This window comes from Nostoc sp. FACHB-190, assembly GCF_014696905.1.
Lineage (GTDB): Bacteria > Cyanobacteriota > Cyanobacteriia > Cyanobacteriales > Nostocaceae > Nostoc_B.
Genome location: NZ_JACJQW010000003.1, coordinates 319,180 through 337,910 on the forward strand (window position 1 = coordinate 319,180; position 18,731 = coordinate 337,910).

The 18,731-nt window shown below is 40.0% G+C and carries 11 protein-coding genes; 6 read left to right on the forward strand and 5 right to left on the reverse strand.

Annotated elements, in window-relative coordinates:
* Positions 1-142: 142 nt before the first annotated feature.
* Entirely contained in the window at positions 143-1,132 is a 990-nt protein-coding gene (locus tag H6G28_RS05950) for an iron-siderophore ABC transporter substrate-binding protein (protein WP_190669627.1), read from the forward strand.
* 358 nt (positions 1,133-1,490) lie between these two features.
* On the opposite strand, the gene H6G28_RS05955 is transcribed toward H6G28_RS05950, so the two are convergent.
* From H6G28_RS05955 to H6G28_RS05965, 3 genes are all read right to left on the reverse strand, one after another.
* Positions 1,491-2,771, reverse strand: coding sequence for a sensor histidine kinase (locus H6G28_RS05955; protein ID WP_190588361.1), 1,281 nt, complete (start codon positions 2,769-2,771; stop codon positions 1,491-1,493).
* An 89-nt stretch (positions 2,772-2,860) separates the two neighbouring features.
* The gene (locus tag H6G28_RS05960) at positions 2,861-5,308 is read right to left on the reverse strand and encodes a hybrid sensor histidine kinase/response regulator (RefSeq protein ID WP_397329151.1); all 2,448 of its coding nucleotides are present in this window, start codon (positions 5,306-5,308) and stop codon (positions 2,861-2,863) included.
* A gap of 408 nt (positions 5,309-5,716) precedes the next feature.
* The gene (locus H6G28_RS05965) at positions 5,717-11,122 is read right to left on the reverse strand and encodes a trifunctional serine/threonine-protein kinase/ATP-binding protein/sensor histidine kinase (RefSeq protein ID WP_190669751.1); all 5,406 of its coding nucleotides are present in this window, start codon (positions 11,120-11,122) and stop codon (positions 5,717-5,719) included.
* A gap of 126 nt (positions 11,123-11,248) precedes the next feature.
* On the opposite strand from H6G28_RS05965, the gene H6G28_RS05970 reads away from it, so the two are divergent.
* Positions 11,249-11,905, forward strand: a complete 657-nt coding sequence (locus tag H6G28_RS05970; protein ID WP_190669631.1) for a DUF938 domain-containing protein — start codon at positions 11,249-11,251, stop codon at positions 11,903-11,905.
* A gap of 35 nt (positions 11,906-11,940) precedes the next feature.
* On the opposite strand, the gene H6G28_RS05975 is transcribed toward H6G28_RS05970, so the two are convergent.
* Entirely contained in the window at positions 11,941-13,137 is a 1,197-nt protein-coding gene (locus H6G28_RS05975; protein WP_190669633.1) for an anion transporter, read from the reverse strand.
* 572 nt (positions 13,138-13,709) lie between these two features.
* On the opposite strand from H6G28_RS05975, the gene H6G28_RS36555 reads away from it, so the two are divergent.
* The 3 genes from H6G28_RS36555 (at position 13,710) to H6G28_RS05995 (ending at position 17,735) form a co-directional block, all read left to right on the forward strand.
* Complete coding sequence (locus H6G28_RS36555; protein WP_206758254.1) at positions 13,710-14,279, forward strand: hypothetical protein; 570 nt, start codon at positions 13,710-13,712, stop codon at positions 14,277-14,279.
* An 810-nt stretch (positions 14,280-15,089) separates the two neighbouring features.
* On the forward strand, positions 15,090-15,902 hold the full coding sequence (locus tag H6G28_RS05990) for a carbonic anhydrase (protein WP_190588376.1): 813 nt from the start codon (positions 15,090-15,092) through the stop codon (positions 15,900-15,902).
* Between the two features lie 561 nt (positions 15,903-16,463).
* Positions 16,464-17,735 carry a glycosyltransferase family 4 protein gene (locus tag H6G28_RS05995; protein ID WP_190588377.1) on the forward strand — a complete coding sequence of 424 codons (1,272 nt, stop codon included), beginning with the start codon at positions 16,464-16,466 and terminating at the stop codon, positions 17,733-17,735.
* Positions 17,736-17,911: 176 nt separating this feature from the next.
* Here H6G28_RS05995 and tnpA read toward each other — a convergent pair whose 3' ends face one another.
* On the reverse strand, positions 17,912-18,313 hold the full coding sequence (tnpA, locus tag H6G28_RS06000; RefSeq protein ID WP_190669639.1) for an IS200/IS605 family transposase: 402 nt from the start codon (positions 18,311-18,313) through the stop codon (positions 17,912-17,914).
* A gap of 51 nt (positions 18,314-18,364) precedes the next feature.
* Between tnpA and H6G28_RS06005 the strand changes: the two genes are divergently transcribed.
* Complete coding sequence (locus tag H6G28_RS06005) at positions 18,365-18,730, forward strand: helix-turn-helix domain-containing protein (RefSeq protein WP_242054458.1); 366 nt, start codon at positions 18,365-18,367, stop codon at positions 18,728-18,730.
* Position 18,731: the final 1 nt, after the last annotated feature.

Below are 18,731 nucleotides of genomic sequence, written 5' to 3' on the forward strand. Positions count from 1 at the left end.
AATTTGTCAAAACTCAGGAGTCAGTATGTTGGGAAATTGAGTCAAATTCTGCTCAATGCTGATTGTAATTCTGAATTCTGACTCCTGAATTTTAATTACTTCTGAAGATGTTTACTCATCTTGTGGTATTCAGCGAAAATTTATGAAATTGATTTCACGTCACTTTATTGCTCTATTTTTATGCGGGATTTTGATATGTACACTGGTTTGGGCTGTTAGTCAAAGTGTCATTCCAAAAGTTAGCAACTCCAACTCTTTGCAAAAAAGTGTCCCATGTCGAGTAGTTCAGCATGTCAAGGGAGAAAGTTGTATTCCCCTCAACCCAAAACGAATTGTTACCTTAGATTTTAATAGTTTTGCTGCTGTTCTAGCTTTAGATGTCAAGCCGATCGCAACTTGGATCACCAATGAAATCGAGAGTGACTTTGATTACTTTCAAGGAAAAGCAGATGGAGTAGAAATCATTCGCAGTTCCAGTGGTCAAATTAATTTAGAAAAACTGCTCTTGCTACGTCCTGACTTAATTATAGTTGTGTCTCAACCATTCTTTAATAGAATTTATCAATATACTTCCAAAATTGCACCTACAGTAGTTTTACCTTGGATAGAAACTAAAGGAAATTGGCAACAACATATCCAAGATATGGCAAATTTTCTGCAAAGAACGCAGACAGCTACAGAATTGATGGGTGAATATAATCAACGGATTAATAACTTAAAGCAGATAATTAATCATGAGCAGCAAGAACTTCGGATATCATTTGCTTATGTGGCGGCTGGGCAATTAGTAATTACTCGGAAACAATCTTTTGCTGGCAAAATTTTGGCTGATATTGGCATATTAAATCCAATTTTTGCAGAATCAGGTGACTTGGATTTAGCCATCTCCGAGGAACTTTTACCTAAGATTGACAGTGATATTTTATTTATTGCGCCTCTACGCAAAGATGATAACTCTGTAATTCAGAAACTACAACAAAAACCTATATGGTCGAAACTCAAAGCTGTGCAGCAAAATCAAGTATATTTAGTAGATTTTTCTGTCTGGCGCGGATTAAATATTCTGGCTGCTTATGAGGTACTTGATGAGCTTTATCAATATATCTTAAAAATGAGTAAATTTGCTTTATAAGATTTATTCTGTTATACCAATCCTATGTGATTTGTAAAAATTGAGAGGCTCAGATCCCCGACTTCTTTGAGAAGTCGGGGATCTCGTTGTTCACAAATGATTTAGGACTGCTATAGTGAATGTAAAAATTCAAGAGTCAGAATATTGAATGATTAGTTGGATTTTTATCAATCAATAAATTAACCCTACTGGATTACTTTTAAATTCTGAGTAATAATTCAGGATTCAGAAGGTTAAAGAATTAGGATAAGATTGGGTCAATGAATATCCTAGTTACATAACAGTCCTGATAAATTCTGAATTCTGACTCCTGGGTGCTGAATTCTTACAATTCTGATTCTGGATTTTTACAAACATATTAAACAGGTATTTCAATAATAAACTCAGTACCTTGACCAAGGATAGAATGACAACTTAATTGTCCTTTGTGAGTTTGTTCAACAATTTGTTTTGCTATAGCCAAACCTAAACCTGTACCTTTACCTACTGGTTTAGTAGTATATAAATGGTCAAATATTTTTTGTTTAACCGCTTCACTCATCCCTTTAGCATTATCAGCAATGGAGATTTTTACATAGTGATTATTGATTGATGTAGTAATTTTAATACTGTTGGGATTAGCTTGAATTTCTGCAAAACTTCGTCCTTGACTGGATTCATCTAAAGCATCAATGGCATTAGCCAATATATTCATAAATACCTGATTCAGTTGACCCGGAAAACATTCAACTTCAGGCAAATTATCATAGTTATTAATTACGATAATTGCCGGACGTTGTTCGTTTGCTTTGAGGCGATGTTGGAGAATTAAAATAGTGCTATCAATGCCTTGGTGGATATTAAAAGATTGTTTGGTGTCGCTATCCGCACGCGAAAAAATTCGCAGACTTTGACTGATAGATGTAATGCGATCGCCTCCATCTTTCATCGCCCGAATGAGTTTGGGTAAATCTTCTCGGAGGTAATCTAAATCGACTGCTGTCAGTTCATCTTCAATTTCTGCACCAGGTTGGGGGAATGTCTGTGCATAGAGATCGATAATACCTAATAAGTCATTCAGATAATCTTGCACTGCATCGACATTGCCCACAATTGCGCTGATCGGATTATTAATTTCATGGGCTACCCCAGCGATGAGATTACCGAGGGCAGACATTTTTTCATTTTGAATCAGTTGCAGTTGAGATGCTTCTAGTTCTGCTGCTTTTTGGGTGACTTGGGCTGCAAGGTTTTTGGTGAGTTGAGATAGTTGCAAATGGGTACTAACTCTTGCCAAAACTTCTTTTTCATAGAAGGGCTTGACTATATAATCTACGGCTCCTAGTTCTAATGCCTTAACTTTGCTTTCACCGTCGGAAAGAGCAGTCATAAAAATGATTGGGATATGGCGGGTGCGCTCATTGGCTTTCAACCGTTGGCAAGTCTCAAAGCCATCGATTCCCGGCATCATCACATCTAGTAAGATCAAGTCAGGAAGACGGCGTTCGATTTGTTGGAGGGCGCGATCGCCACTGGTTGCTATAGCTATATCAAAGCCTGCATCCCCCAGAGTCTCGGAAACTACCTCTAGATTGGAGGGGGTATCATCAACAATTAAAACTAAACCAGTGATGGTAGATATTGGCGGTGTGTACATCATTTTGGAAGTTTGGACGTAAATATAGTCAGCCTTTAGTCACTACTGAAGTTGGGAAATTGTTGATAGCTCAAAGTCTGATAATTCTGCTTTTAAGCAAGATACTGCTGAATGAATTGTTCCAGTTGTTCGCTTTGGAACTGTTTTGCCAGTTGAATAATTTTCTGGGTGAAGGGTTTGTATTGATGATTTTGTTGTTCCAGTTGTTCGGCTGCTGTGATCAGCTTTTTCAATCGCCCTTCCTGCACAAGTTCTAACCAAGCCTGGAGACTCTCTGGAGGGGGTGGAATTAGTTCTGTTGCTTGCGGTTCATCTGCTGATTGATCGGGAGTATCTTCAGTTTTCCAAGTGAGTTGCAGATGTTTTTCCAGTAGTCTAAATAAATCATTGACTTGCACTGGTTTGGCAAGGAAATCATCGCCACCAGCATCAATACTCATTTGTTGATCGATTTGAGCAACGGAGGCGGAAGAGACAAGCACTTTGAGCAAACGCAATTGTTCCTGTTCCCGAATCCGGCGCAGCAGTTCAAAACCATCCATTACAGGCATCACTAAGTCAGTAATAACAATATCAGGGAGATGTTGCTGGAGTTTGTCTAAAGCAGCTTGTCCGTGTTCGGCTTCGGTGATGATGAATCCTAGTGGCGTTAGCAGATTCATTAAAACGGCGCGATTTTCCCAGCGATCGTCTACCACTAAAATATGCTGCTGTCGGCCTTCGTAGCCAATAATTTTACCTAGCGATGCTGTCTGCTGTTGACTCCAATCACTGGCTAAAGGCAGAACAATCTCAAAAGAAAATTCGCTACCCGCATCAAGCTGACTCTTGACTTTAATTTGTCCACCCATTAACTGTACAAGCTGTTGGCTAATGGCTAATCCCAGCCCTGTACCTTCGACTTTCCGCTTTTGATCTCCTACTTGTTCAAAGGTTTGGAAGAGTTTATTGATATCTGCGGTGGCAATCCCCACTCCAGTATCGACAATGCTAAAGCGCAGTTTAGTGCTATTGTCGGAATCTTGCCCAATGCGGTGAACTTGTAGTGTGACACTACCGCGATCGGTAAACTTAATGCCATTACCTAGTAAGTTAATCAAGACTTGGCGCAGGCGTTTTTCATCAGCACTAATACCCAAGGGTAAATCAGCATCCGGTTCGTAGTGAAACTCAATGCCTTTCTGCTGCGCCCGAATTTGGCAAATTTCCACCACACCTTGCAAAAAAGACGGTAAGTGAAAAGCTTGGGGCGCAAGTTCCAGTTTTCGTGCTTCGATTTTGGAAAGATCCAAAATATCGTTAATCAGTGTCAGCAAATGAGTCCCGCACTGGTGGATAATGTTGACTCCCTGACGTTCCTTTTCTGGTAAGGCTTTGGAACGTCCGAGAATTTGGGCATAGCCGAGAATCCCATTCAACGGCGTGCGGAGTTCATGACTCATGTTGGCAAGAAATTCACTTTTGGCATTGTTGGCACTGTCAGCAATTTCTTTGGCTGCATCGGCTAAGGCTTTTGATTGTTTGAGTTGGGCTTGTTCTGTAGATTGGACATAAACCAACACCCCAATTAATGCACCTGCCAAGGCTAAGACGGCAAAAGCGATGATATCGAGGAGTTTTAGCTGAGATTCAATATTTTCGCGGGGAATTACCAGTGCTACCGACCAGTTAGCTTCTTTGAAGGGGAGAAACGCTACATATTTAACAGTTTTGTCGATGTTGACTAATTCTATACCTTGTTGGCGATTGACCATCTTTTTGGCGATCGCAGCTAAACCCGGATCTGTCGCATCAATCAATTTGATCCCTGGTTTTTCAATCGTAGTCATGAAGTCAGGGTTAGGATGGATGATGGCTTGTCCGGCGGAGTTGAGGGTAAAAGCATAGCTATTGTTGCCGTATTTGAGTTTTTCTGTGACATCCTTGATGCGATCGACAGCAACACTACCATGTACTACGCCGATGGGGGGACTCGATGGATTGCCATCTTTGCGGATAGGAACGGAGATAGGAACTGATGACACACCATTCGCTCTCGCAATCATGGGATCGCCGACATGAACATAGCCAGCGATCGACCTTTGAAACCAGCGTCTATCTGTAACACTTGCCCGCTTACTATTGGGGACTGTACTCTCTCGCCATCCATCTGGTGTGGTTAAACCAAACAGGGAAAAATCCTCAAGTCGCTCGTCTTCTGCCTTTAAATATTTACTAGCGATCGACCAATCCACGGAGCGCACTAAATCCGTGTTCGCCAACATATCAACTCTCACCTTGAGAATTGCCAGCCAGTGATCAATCTCATCTCCACTCTGTTTCACCTCTGACAGCACTTGATTCTTGAGATTGCCGAGCATAACACTTCGCAGGGTTTGATAGCTAAAATAAGCACCAACAACTACAAATAAAGTAGTACCACCCACAATGACCTTAGCTAACAAGCTGCGCGAAGCTTTACCAGATTTGGCGCTGAGGGGCGAATCTCCGACAGGTTTTTTCCCTGATGAGGAAGATTGCCAGAACGATAAGACGGACATAGGCATCTGTAACAGATTCAAGATAGATAATTTATGATGCCCATTTGTGAAGCAAGATAACCAAGACCCTGCGGGGAGGAAAGTATGATGAGTTATGAGTAAGGAGTTATGAGTGGATTATTTTTGATTTTTCTTTCAATTTGTTGATTGAGGTTTTTAATATCTTAATAATTCTTTCATTCTCTTATATCAGATTTTTACATTTTGATTTTGACACCAACTCATACCATTTTGGATTTTAGATTTTGCGAAAAGTTGCGTGGGCGGGTTCCCCGACTTGAGCAAACTTTTCAAGACAGATTTTGGATTGAGACAGGCTTTACTGGTAAGCTTTTGGGCAATTTATTTGTCGCAATCATTCTTCAATTTGGTATCAGATTTTATCCAATAAATGGTTTCATTTAAATTTTAAAAATATTCCAATACAGGAATTTCAATGATAAACTCTGCCCCCTCTCCTGGTGCGGAAATACAACTTAATTGACCGCCATGTTTTTCTACCACAATCGAATAACTAGTTGATAGCCCTAAACCTGTACCACGACCTACACATTTTGTCGTGAAGAATGGGTTAAATATTTGAGACTGTACAGACTTACTAATTCCTATCCCGTTGTCTTTAATCTTGATCACTGCCTTTTTGTCATTGATCAACTCAGTTTGGATGATAATTTGAGGATTGGGATTCATCTCTAGCGCATCAATGGCGTTATTAATGATATTCATTAACACTTGATTAAGAGCAGAAGCATAACAATTAACTAAAGGTAATTTCCCATATTTTTTAATTACTTGAATCTCTGGATGTTGGCTATTCATCTGAAATCTATGCTGTAAAATCAACAGCGTACTATCAATACCAGTGTGGATATCTACTGGTTTTATTTCTGCTTCATCCAAACGGGCAAAGTTTCGCAGTGACTGTACAATTTCACTAATACGGCTTGCTCCTATTTTCATGGATGACAGAAGATTCTGTAAATCTGGAATGAGAAACTCTAGTTCAACATCGGCGATTTTATTAGCAATCTCTGGCAATGGTTGGGGATAAAGTTGCTGATATAAGTTATTTAATTCAATTAAGGATTCTACATATTCACTGGCTGGTTGTAAGTTACCATAAATAAAGTTAACTGGATTATTAATTTCATGGGCAATTCCAGCAACTAATTGTCCTAAGCTAGACATTTTTTCAGCTTGAATGAGTTGGGATTGAGTTGAGTAAAGTTGATTGAGTGTTAATTCTAGCTGAGTAGCTTTGGCTGTTAATTCTTGGGTGCGTTCTGCTACTTTTTGTTCGAGATTGTGGGAATAATCTGCTAATTGACGATATAGGTTGGCGTTTTCTAGAGAAATTGCGGCTTGAGTGCAGAGTAAGTTGAGAATTTCAATGCGTTCGCTGGTAAATGCGCCCATTGTTAAGTTATTTTCTAAGTATAAAATGCCAATCAATTTGCCTTGTTTGAGGATTGGCGCACAGAAAATACTCTTGGGTGCATGGTGCAGAATATAAGGATCGGCAAGCAAAGTTGGCTCGACTATGGCATTGGCAATTACAGTGACAGCCAGCGTATTTTTCACCCGATTAATTAAAGTAACTGGGACTATTTTCTCAAAGGGTAAAGAGCGTAAAACAATGGCAGGTTTTTGAAATTGAGATAATGCTTCAATTACCCAAGAATCATCTTTTGGCATCAGTAATGCACATTTATCGGCTCCGGCATTTTCGAGGATTACTTGAAGTAAAGTTGAGAGTAATTTATCTAACTCAATTTCACTCGATAAAGATTGAAATGCTTTGAGAATAGTTGCTAAATCGAGGGCTTGTGAAAGGCTAGTATTGCTCAGAGAGGAACTTTGGATGGTGTGAGAGGAGATAGAAATGATTGTTTCTGTTGGTTTGAAAGTCGGTTGTTGTTTGTGCAGAATTGCTAGAAGTAGTTGGGGATAACGGGTTTCTAAATCGATAACTTTGGCTTTTGCACCCCACCGCGCATAACAGTAATAAGCCTCCATCATGTAGGTTTGGGCGATTTTTTCTTTGCCCCAATCAAGATAAAATTTGGCAGCTAATTCGTTGGCTAAGGCTTCTTCGTTGAGAAATTTGTGAGTTTTCGCCAGGGTAATGGCTTGTTCGTAATGTTCTATCGCCGCTAATTTATCACCAGTAACTCGTAATTTTTCCGCCTCTACTAAATGCCATTTATGTAAATGATTCATGGGAGCATCTTGCGCCCACTGGTGCAGAATATTTTGATGGGTTTCTACCTCGGTGAGCATTTCTTCTGGTGCTGCGGTAATAACTGCGAGGTGGGTGAGGGCTGCATAGAAATGGAACAGGGGAACTAAAACCATTCCTGATACTGCCATTAAATAGAACTTAAATTGGGTGATATATTCGAGGGCAGCGTGATAATTGCCAAAAGAGTAGGCAAGTAGCAGTTTGTAGTTGTACGTAAAAGCGAACGCCGTGAGATCCCTATCCTGTTCATGTTTCGGGAACATCACCGTTTCATCATAGAAAGTGCCAATTAAGCAATCGGGTTGGCTCACTTTTTCTCTAAATTGCGCCACTGTTTGCTGTATCATATCCAGATAAACTCGCGCCGAATCTTGCTTAAATTGAGCTAGAGCAGCACTGTAAGCAGTTAATTCAGCCGCCAAAGCGTTCAGTTCAGAACCTGTGAACAACCCTCCAAAGGCATACCCTTGTATGCTATAGCCAGCGTACAGGAAATCGCCCGTTTCCATCCCCGCCCGATAGCTTTCTTTCTGGATGATTAGCGTTTTCAACAGTGCTTGTCGGCGATGGTGGATGAAAGCCCCAAACAGATTAAGAGTGATGCACTTCATACCTTGAGCATTCAACTTCTCTAGTAAGGAGAGGGATAATTTACCAAATTCATAACCGATTTCGACTTCGCTAAAAAAGGCACACATCACCATCCCATGAATTGCATAGCCAGGGATGGAGGCGGGAGTATTGCCAAACTCTAGGGATAAGCGTACCATTGTTGCGCCGAGAATCGGCATTAAACCAGGCATTCCCAGTAACACTGGTGGAAACAACATACTTAATATCTGGATTGCAGCTTGAGCTTGAGGTTCACTCATCAGAGGTAAGTCAATCAGGGCAGCAATTTCTCGTCCTTGGAGTTGCTGGTTAACTGCTGCTAAAGCTTTGCCAATCTCAGTTTCGTCTACTTGGCTGGGTAATTCAACTCCCAATTGGGCTAGAGCTTCTCTGCCGACTGCGATCGCTGCTAATATTTGACTACTTGCTGTTAATGCCGCAATTTGAATTTCGTAGATTTTAACTTTGTCAACAATGCTCTGTGCCTGCTGCAATACTAAGGCTGCAAGTTGTTCCATACCATCAAAATCACCATTCAAATAACTGGCTTCCGTTGCAGCTATATATAAATTCAAAGCTAATTTATACTGACTTTGCCAACAATTAACCTCTAATAAGTCAATACCAGTCTGAAAGTATTCTCTAGCGGCGGTGTAAGCGGTTGAATGTCGGGCTTTATTCCCAGCTTGCAAGTTAAGTTCTGCTAAAGCTTCTCGTTCCTGTGGTTGATTAATTAATGCTTGTCCTTGGTTTAAATGTCCCACAATATCAAACAGTTTTTCTTCTCGTTCTATGGCGGCAGAATTTTGCAGCAGTAACTGTCCAATCTTGAGATGTGTGACTTGCTTTTGATTATCAGGAATCAGGGAATAAGCTGCTTGTTGAACTCGGTCATGTAAAAAGCGATAAACTGGATTAGCTGCTGCATAACTACCAGAAATATATTCATATTGAACAAAGAATTTATAAATCTCTGTATTGGGAATGATTAATCCTGCTTGCAAAGCTTTCCATAAATCTGCCGCCGTTGTTTCTGGTGTTTGTTCCGAAATAATTGCCAATGTCTGCAAATCAAACTGCGCCCCAATACAAGCTGCTAACTTGAGAATATTTTGAGTTTGCTGGGGAAACTTCTGCAATTGCAGTGACATAAATTCTACTACATCATCAGTAATTGCTAAAGCTTTCACTTGAGCAATATCACACTGCCAATGACGATATTCCAAGTCAAATGTAATCAAGTTTTCGTTATTTAAGGCTTTGAGAAACTGGGTAGCAAAAAAAGGATTACCTTTGGTTTTTTGATAGATTAATGTTGTCAAAGGTTGGGCAAGTGATGATTCACAATTGAGTGTATCTGCAACTAAATGATTGAGATTAGTTTCGCTTAAGGCTTGGAGGATAATTTTATTGATGACTGCGCCAGATTTTTTTAGCTCATCTACAGTCAAGATAAATGGGTGAGTTGGTGATACTTCATTATCTCGATATGCTCCCAAGAGCAATAAATGTTTTGTATCTTGCATCAACAATTGTAGCGATTTCAGTGATGCGGAGTCTGCCCATTGCAAATCATCTAAAAATATCACTAAGGGATGTTCTGGATGAGTGAAAACTTTCACAAACTTTTGCAATAGCAAATTAAATCTATTTTCCGCAGCAGTTCCTGATAGTTCTGTAGCAGGTGCTTGTGCGCCAATAATGCGTTCTAATTCAGGAATGACATCAATTAAAACTTGTCCGTTTTCGCCGACAACTTCTAAAATTTTGATTTTCCAAGTTTGCAATTGTGCATTTGATTCTGAGAGTAATTGCCCCATTAAATCACGGAATGCTTGCACAAAGGCACTGAAGGGAATATTCCGTTGAAATTGGTCATATTTACCTTTGATAAAATAGCCACGTTGGCGAACAATTGGTTTATGGACTTCGTTGATTACTGCTGTTTTACCAATTCCAGAGAAACCAGCGACAAGCATCATTTCGGTTGTACCAAGGCTTACTCTATCAAATGCTTGGAGTAGAGTTTTTACTTCTGTTTCTCTGCCATAAAGTTGATCAGGAATCATGAAGCGATCGCACACATCCCGACTAGCAATTTCAAAGCTTTGAATCTCACCAGTTTCTTTTAGTTGGTGTAAACATTTTTCTAAATCAAATTTTAGCCCCAATGCGCTTTGATACCTATCTTCGGCGTTTTTCGCCATCAATTTCATCACAATCTTGGAAATAACTTGGGGAATATCTTTTCTGGTTCCTAATCCCGTCGGTGTTTTGGCAATGTGACAATGTAATAATTCCATTGCATCATCAGATACAAATGGCAATTCACCTGTGAGTAATTCATAAAAAGTTACACCCAAGGAATAAAAATCTGCGCGATAATCAACCCCGCGATTCATTCTCCCAGTTTGTTCTGGAGAAATGTAAGCAAGTGTTCCTTCTAATACGTTGGGATTAACTAGGGTTTGAGTTTCTCGTGGTAATAAAGATGCAATACTAAAGTCAATTAACTTAACTTGTTTAGTTGTGGAGTTAATTAAGATATTTCTGGGTTTAATATCTTTATGAATAATCCGATTTTTGTAAAGTGTATCTAAGATATTACAGAGGGCGATCGCTATTTGCAAAAATTCCTCAAAAAATTCACCGCTTATTCCCTTTCGCCATTCGGTTAAGGAAATTCCCCCAAAATCTTCCATCACCAAAACATAGCTATTTTGAAACTGTTCCAGACTATAAGTTTGAATAATTCCAGGATGATTGAGATTTTTAGCTATTGTATACTGGTTGCGAAATTGGACAATTTCACTAAAACTGGGGTAAGGATTTCTCAGGAGTTTCAGGACTACAGGTAAATTGTCAGTTTTTCTGAACGCTCGGTAAACTAAAGTTCTGAACCCATCATAGATTTGCTCACTAACTACATATCCGGGAATACTAAATTGAGTTGCAGCCATACTACTTTTAGTCGAGAAAACTTCTAAACGTAGTATTCCCATGTATAGAAGTTAATTGATACTAGGAGCAAAATTTACCTTGAACTTGCCACAATAACCGTAAAATCAACCACTAAAACCATAAGCATGACAACACAAGATGCAAGACAATCAGCCCCAGCTACCGAGCGCAATCGCCAACCAATTCTCGAAGTACTGTTAAAAGTATTACCTAAAAGTGGAACAGTCTTGGAAATTGCCAGTGGTACAGGTGAACACGCAGTTTATTTTGCATCGCAACTCAGAAATGTGATGTGGCTACCAACAGATGTCAGTCCCCAAGCCAGAGCAAGTATAGTTGCTTGGACTGAACACTATGGATGTCAAAATGTTTATCCACCATTGGAACTGGATGCTAAAGAAACTGTGTGGGTGCTAGAGCAAGAAACAACAACCCAATTGCTAAATAATTCGCCCATTGTCGCCATCGTCAATATTAATATGATTCACATTTCACCTTGGTCAGCTTGTTTAGGACTGATGGCAGGGGCGAATCGTATTTTACCTGTGGGTGGTATTTTATATTTATACGGCCCTTTTAAACAAGGTGGAGAACATACAGCCCCAAGTAATGCTGCCTTTGATGAATATTTACGTTCCCAAAACTCAGAATGGGGTGTGCGTAACTTGGATGATGTTATAGCCGTCGCTCAAACCGAGCATCTTGTCTTGAAACAGATTTACGAAATGCCAGCCAATAATCTCTCCGTAGTTTTTGAACGGACTGAGATAGCAAAGTGCTGAGTAATGGGTAAAAAACCTAACAAATGCTTTGACTGCTATTGTATGAAAAAAATCCAAAAATAGGTAAGCGCCAGAGTTACAACAGTTAGCGGTAGCCCAAATCGCAAATGTTCGCCAAATGTCAGCCGATATCCTTTTTTAGCAACTGCCTCCGCTACAATCAAATTGGCAACAGAACCCAACAGCGTTAAATTTCCTGCCAGTGTGGAAGCCGCCGCTAGTAGTAGCCAAGTTTGCTTGTCAGGATGGGGAATGAGGTGATGTAGTAGCAGTACCGCCGGGACATTAGAAACAAGATTCGATAACAACACCGTGACTCCCAAAATACTCCAGGGAGTATGAACGAAAGGAGAAAACCATTCCAGCGCCCCCAATTTTTGGACACCTTCAGTTAGGATAAACAACCCACAAAACATCAATAGCAAGTCCCAGTCAACTTTTTGCAAAATTCGCGCTGGTTTGATCCGGCGTGTGACGAGTAATAATCCAGCCGCTATCAGGGTAGCTTCCGCCGTGGGAATTCCCAGCAAAAAAGCTATCAACAATCCAGTAGTAATTAATAAACTCTTGACTAACAATGGTTTGAAGGTGCGGTAGCGTGGTAATTCAACTTTTAGATAAGGATGTAGCGATCGCACCTCTGGATATAACCACCATAACCAACCTACCTGAATTACCAAACCGATTAAAGCTAGTGGTGTCAAAGCCTTGGCAAAGTCTAGATAACTAATCCCCGAAAACGAACCAATTAAAATATTCTGTGGATTACCACTCAGGGTAGCAACAGAACCCAGATTAGTTGCACCAGCCAACGCCAACAAATAAGGAATAGGGTTGAGACTGAGTAACTGAGTGATGCCAACTACCAAAGGCGTGAGGATAAGAGCGATCGTATCATTGAGGAATAGTGCTGAGAGAAAGCCACTGCCAAAAGTTAAGACTATTAATAAACCTAATGGACTGTGGACATAACGGATAGTGTAATCAACAGCCAACTGGAAAAAACCAGAAGCCGCCAGATTAGCACTAATAATCATCATCCCAAACAAAAAGACAAGGGTTTTGTAGTCAATAGCACTCCACGCCGCAGATAAATCCAGTAATCCCAATGCCATTAAAAAAGCCGCACCCACAAGGGCGATCGTGGCACGATTCATCCGCAGCCCAGGTAAATAGCCCAGTCCTAGACCAATATAAGTCAGTAAAATTACTAAGTATCTGAGAACTATCATTGCCTACTTTCCCACCCTAGTTAACAGGGATGTAGATTGAAGTTCTAGCATCCAGAACCAGGATAAAGCTAAACCAGAAGAGGCGATCGCAGTCATACTTACAAAAGCCAGATGATCTCATTAGAGATTTAACTGTCTACCCAATACGGTTCGGATAAGAAACTTACTTGTGTAGGCAAGCAAGGGTGCAGGGGTGAAAGGGGGAACGAAGGTACGCTCTCCCCTGCACCTGAAGCTCCTCCGCCCCCCTGCTCACCTCAACAGATACATTTGTATTAACTGTCTACCAATCAAATTAAAACTGCCCTGGAGGATCACCAGAGCAGCAATGAGAGAAGGAAAGATAGATTTAAGGAAGGAATAGTTTTTAGCTTACATATAGTAAATTTGCTATGTAATGAGATACATCTTCAGTTCTCGGCTTTCCGGGAAGACAGCCAAAAATTTTGGCTTTGTTGTCATTACCAGCTACTTGCTTGATTAAGCCTGAACACAGGGTATGTTGTCAATCTTCACGTCTCTAGCAAGTTACTGCTTGCTTGAATGGGTTATGATGGCGGAAAAATCCAGCTATGACGCGCCGAAATCCACTGCTAATATTTATATTGATAGCTCCATTTTTAGCGATCGCTCTCATCAACTTACCTTTTATTCCCAGTTGGCAATCTGCCCAAGGGTTAATTTTTTTCGGAATTTGGTTACTCGCTGTAGGATTAGGCATTTTATTTTTAACCCAGCCTCAGCCTTTACCTATATTTAAAACCAAAATTTTCCTAATGCTTTACTTATTATTATCAATTGGAATACTTTTACTAATACTATATATTTGGGCAGTTTCGGACATTGTAGATTTTAAGTTCAAGCAAATCATTCAATACCCAGGCTACTCTAAAACCTTTTATCTTTATGAACAGACTTGTTTTCCCCCTGATACTGTAACAGAATGTGGTGATTATCATGGTAAGGTAAATACAAAAATTGGTTTTCTGCCAATTATGACCACCAAGTTTCAATGTCGCTGTTTATTTGGCGAACCAGAGCATATTGATAATAAAGTAGTCATTCCTTTAGAAGCAAATTTAGATAAAGCAAAATCATCTCTAGTGATCAATCTGAATACTGGAGAAATCATTCAAAAATAACTATCGCATCAACAACCATTCATAATTACTCTCTGAAAGTCAGTTTTTTAGATATAGCAGTCCTAAATCATTTGTAAAATTTCTATATCTTTTTCTTCTTTCTTACCTTTGCGTCCTTCTCTACGAGACGCTACGCGAAGGCGTTCTTGGTGAAGCAGTCCGGTCTTGGGGGTTTCCCCCATGAGGAACTGCTGAACCCGGAGGGCGGTTCGTTTCCATATCTATGTTTTTCACGATTCATTTAGGATTGCTATAGTTGCATTCATAGCGATCGCCACACACATTGATCAGTTAATCTTGACCACTCTTAGCTATCATCCAGCCTTAATCCCAATTCACGAAATTACTGATACAAATTACTTCCTCTGCAACTCTACTTCCGGTCGCCGAGCGGAGTCGAGGCGCTGCTTCCATATATGTATCATGTTTAAAGTGGAATGGTATAACCTCTGTGAATGAGGCTCAATTTCCAAGCACACTTGAGATATTACTGTCAGATATCTCAAAGCTCTGGTCTGCAACTTATCTTAATTACAATTCTCTACTTATAATTACAGCACCAAATTACCCTATGATATAGAAGTCCTTTGTCACTGATTCTGACTTCTCAAAGCTCAAAAATCATGTCTGCTCACAAGCTGCTACTGTTTTACAAAAGTAACACTAACTCAACAACAAGGCTGAAGCTCCTAATGTTGGCAAAAACCTACTAATTATCACGCTCATCAGTCTGCATTTGAGATTATCTCACCCTCAATGAATATTGTTTTGATTCAGTAACTTACCTACAAATATTTCTGGAACTTGGTAATGAAGAAATTAATTAAAGGTCTGCGTGAATTTAAATCTAGCTATTTTTCAACGCACCAAGAATTGTTTGAGCAACTCTCGCATGGTCAAAAACCCAGAGTACTGTTTATCACTTGTTCCGATTCACGTCTTGACCCAAATCTCATTACACAAGCACAGGTTGGTGAATTATTCGTTATCCGCAATGCAGGTAATATTATTCCTCCTTACGGCGCAACTAATGGTGGTGAAGGTGCAACTATTGAATATGCAGTTCAAGCTTTAGGAATTCAGCAAATTATTATCTGTGGTCACTCTCATTGCGGTGCGATGAAAGGACTCCTGAAATTACAGAGTCTGCGAGAGGATTTACCACTGGTTTATGATTGGCTGAAATATGCAGAAGCGACTCGTAGGCTAGTTTTAGACCACTACGGTCATTACCAGTTTGAAGAATTGTTAGAAATAATGATTGCGGAAAACGTTCTCACGCAAATTGAGAATTTACGGACATATCCCGTCATTCACTCCAAACTGTACCAAGGTCAACTGAAAATTTATGCGTGGATTTATCACATTGAGTCAGGAGAAGTTTTAGCGTACGACCCGCATAAACACGCCTATGTATTACCTCAAACTCAACTTGCGGAGTCAGAAACAGAAGATACCATCCTCAATCCATTTCTCAATTGTGATGTCGGAATTCGTTCTCAAGCAGATGAAGTGACACAAACTCAGGACTTTACAATAGGAGCATCTGAACGATTCCCAATACCACATCTTTCTCCAGAGCAAAGAGAGCGAATTTATCGAGGTTCAAACCACTCAAATTAATCTTTACTCATTCGCTCACAAGGTGCTGTCTTCTACAAATCTCAGCATCAGCCTTGTGAGCTTGCTGACGATACCCTGCCACTTTTAAAACATCTCCTGAGTAATTAAATTACTGTTTTCCCAATAAAGTAATTACACGTATCTCAATAAATTACCCATACTAGGAATTATATTTAACTTGTACTAAAAATTATATACTGCTAATTTGAGTGTTTACGACTATATTATGAGGTCACTGAGAGTTGGAATCAAACTGCCCAACTTAAATAGATTTCAGACATGAAGTAGGGCTACTAAATTCATTAATTTTTGATATTTTAACTATCTGCTAATTGCAAAAACAGTCAGAGTTTTATCAGTGCATACTTACTTGTTACTGTAAATAGTCCCGTCATAAATTTATTAAGTATTCTCTCCGCAATTCCCAATAAATTTTACTCAATCTTCAACGACAAACCACTGACATTAAAAGAGACTAAGGAGACAATTGAAGTCAGGTGCAACAAAATGCAGCACAACATCATTGTTATCCAAAAAGCCAGGGACTCTGACTGATTTCTTATGCGGATATTAATTTACTCCTACAACTACTATCCAGAACCAATTGGTATTGCCCCGTTGATGACGGAATTAGCAGAAGGACTGGCCAAGCGAGGGCATGAAGTGCGCGTCGTCACCGCTATGCCAAATTATCCTGAACGCCAAATTTACGAGGGTTATCGGGGCAAATTCTACCTAAATGAGTACAAAAATGGCGTTCAAATCCAACGCAGTTATGTTTGGATTCGGCCACAACCGAATCTGTTGGATCGGATAATGCTTGATGCTAGTTTTGTTGTTACAAGTTTTTTACCTGCTTTATTCGGATGGCGACCAGATGTGATTTTATCAACGTCACCATCTCTACCTGTCTGTGTACCTGCGGCTTTACTCGGATGGTTACGCGCTTGCCCAGTGGTGCTGAATCTTCAAGATATCCTCCCAGAAGCAGCAGTTCATGTTGGGCTACTGAAAAATAAATTGCTGATCAAAGTATTTGCTGCGTTAGAAAAATTTGCTTACCATTCAGCTACAAAAATTAGCGTCATTGCTGATGGGTTTGTCGAAAATTTACTATCTAAGGGTGTAGAAGCAGATAAAATCGAGCAGATTCCTAACTGGGTGGATGTCAACTTCATTCGTCCTTTACCTAAAGAAAATAATCCCTTCCGTAATACACACAATCTCAACGGTAAGTTTGTCGTTCAATATTCTGGTAATATTGCGCTCACTCAAGGTTTAGAAACAGTAATTCAAGCGGCAGCAAAATTACGAGATATTACAGATATTGCTTTTGTGATTGTGGGTGAGGCTAAAGGTTTACAAAGATTACAACAGTATTGTTTAGAATGCGGTGCAGATAATGTGTTGTTACTGCCATTTCAACCGCGTGCAGAACTACCACAAATGTTGGCGGCGGCTGATGTTGGTTTAGTTGTGCAGAAGAAGAATGTGATTTCTTTCAATATGCCTTCCAAAATCCAAGTTTTGCTGGCCAGTGGTCGTGCGATAGTAGCCTCAGTTCCCGAAAATGGCACCGCAGCCAGAGCCATCAGGCAAAGTGGTGGTGGGGTTATTGTTCCACCAGAAGATGCCCAAGCTTTGGCAGCATCCATTTTAGAACTTTACAAACACCCTGAAAAGGTAAAAACCTTGGGCTATAACAGTCGTCAGTATGCGATGGAGCAGTATGCTTTTGACCAAGCCTTAAGTCACTATGAGGCTTTGTTTGAATCAGTAACTTCTGATAGTCAGGTAATTGAAGCTAAAGTAGTTTCCAAACAAGAGGTGTAACTCATACAGGCTGACTATTGACTGACCCAAAAAAATTGGTGTGGAATTAATGTTACTACACCTTCAATCTGCACATTGTCTGATTGAGACTGTCATTAGTCATTTGTCCCTTGTCCTTTTTAGTTCTTCTACTGACAAATGACCAATGACCAAAAGAATAGGATACAAGCCCCGTCCTAGAAGGACGGCTTTTCTTGATTCCTAATGTACTCGTTCAAAACTTCTAATGGGGCACCTCCAACGGATACAGCAAAATAACTAGGACTCCATAAAGACTCTTTGTGGGGTTTTTTGTATCCAGCTTGTCCGTAACGACGACTAGAAACACCTTTTAGGGCATTAACTATTTGAGAGATAGACAACTTAGGTGGATATTCAATAAGTGCATGAACATGATTATCCTCACCGTTAAACTCAATCACTTCAAAATCCATCTTTTTTGCTACTTCTTTAAACGTTTTATCAATCAATTCAATGCTCTGCTTTGTGAATACAGATTTACGATATTTGGTAACGCATACCAAGTGAATTTTTAAGTCTGTAACACTATGTCTTTCTCTGCGAAACTGGCTTGTCATTTTCTGTAGACCAATGTATAGTTTTAATGGCAGACCAATTATACATCGTCGATGAAAGCCAGATATAAATTCCGTTTCTACCCAACAGACCAACAGCGACAGCTTTTAGATCAGTTGTTTGGTTGCGTGCGTGTAGTTTGGAATGATGCTTTGGCAATCTGCAAGCAGTCCGATAAGTTGCCAAGTAACAACAACTTGCAAAAGTTAGTGATTACGCAAGCCAAAAAGACTAATGAGCGTTCATGGTTGTCTGATGTTTCTAACATCCCTTTGCAGCAGTCTGTAGCTGATTTAGGAGTTGCCTACAATAACTTTTTTGATTCACTCAAAGGTAAACGAAAAGGTACGGCAGTCGCTACAACGGGGGGAACCCCCGCAACGCGCTGCCTCAAAAAAGTAGGTACACCGTTGCTGTGAA

Coding starts and splice junctions, on each gene's coding strand:
- H6G28_RS05950 (WP_190669627.1), top strand. CDS start 143: ATGAAATTGATTTCACGTCACTTTATTGCTCTATTTTTATGCGGGATT.
- H6G28_RS05955 (WP_190588361.1), bottom strand. CDS start 2,771: ATGATGTACACACCGCCAATATCTACCATCACTGGTTTAGTTTTAATT.
- H6G28_RS05960 (WP_397329151.1), bottom strand. CDS start 5,308: ATGTCCGTCTTATCGTTCTGGCAATCTTCCTCATCAGGGAAAAAACCT.
- H6G28_RS05965 (WP_190669751.1), bottom strand. CDS start 11,122: ATGGCTGCAACTCAATTTAGTATTCCCGGATATGTAGTTAGTGAGCAA.
- H6G28_RS05970 (WP_190669631.1), top strand. CDS start 11,249: ATGACAACACAAGATGCAAGACAATCAGCCCCAGCTACCGAGCGCAAT.
- H6G28_RS05975 (WP_190669633.1), bottom strand. CDS start 13,137: ATGATAGTTCTCAGATACTTAGTAATTTTACTGACTTATATTGGTCTA.
- H6G28_RS36555 (WP_206758254.1), top strand. CDS start 13,710: ATGACGCGCCGAAATCCACTGCTAATATTTATATTGATAGCTCCATTT.
- H6G28_RS05990 (WP_190588376.1), top strand. CDS start 15,090: ATGAAGAAATTAATTAAAGGTCTGCGTGAATTTAAATCTAGCTATTTT.
- H6G28_RS05995 (WP_190588377.1), top strand. CDS start 16,464: ATGCGGATATTAATTTACTCCTACAACTACTATCCAGAACCAATTGGT.
- tnpA (WP_190669639.1), bottom strand. CDS start 18,313: ATGACAAGCCAGTTTCGCAGAGAAAGACATAGTGTTACAGACTTAAAA.
- H6G28_RS06005 (WP_242054458.1), top strand. CDS start 18,365: ATGAAAGCCAGATATAAATTCCGTTTCTACCCAACAGACCAACAGCGA.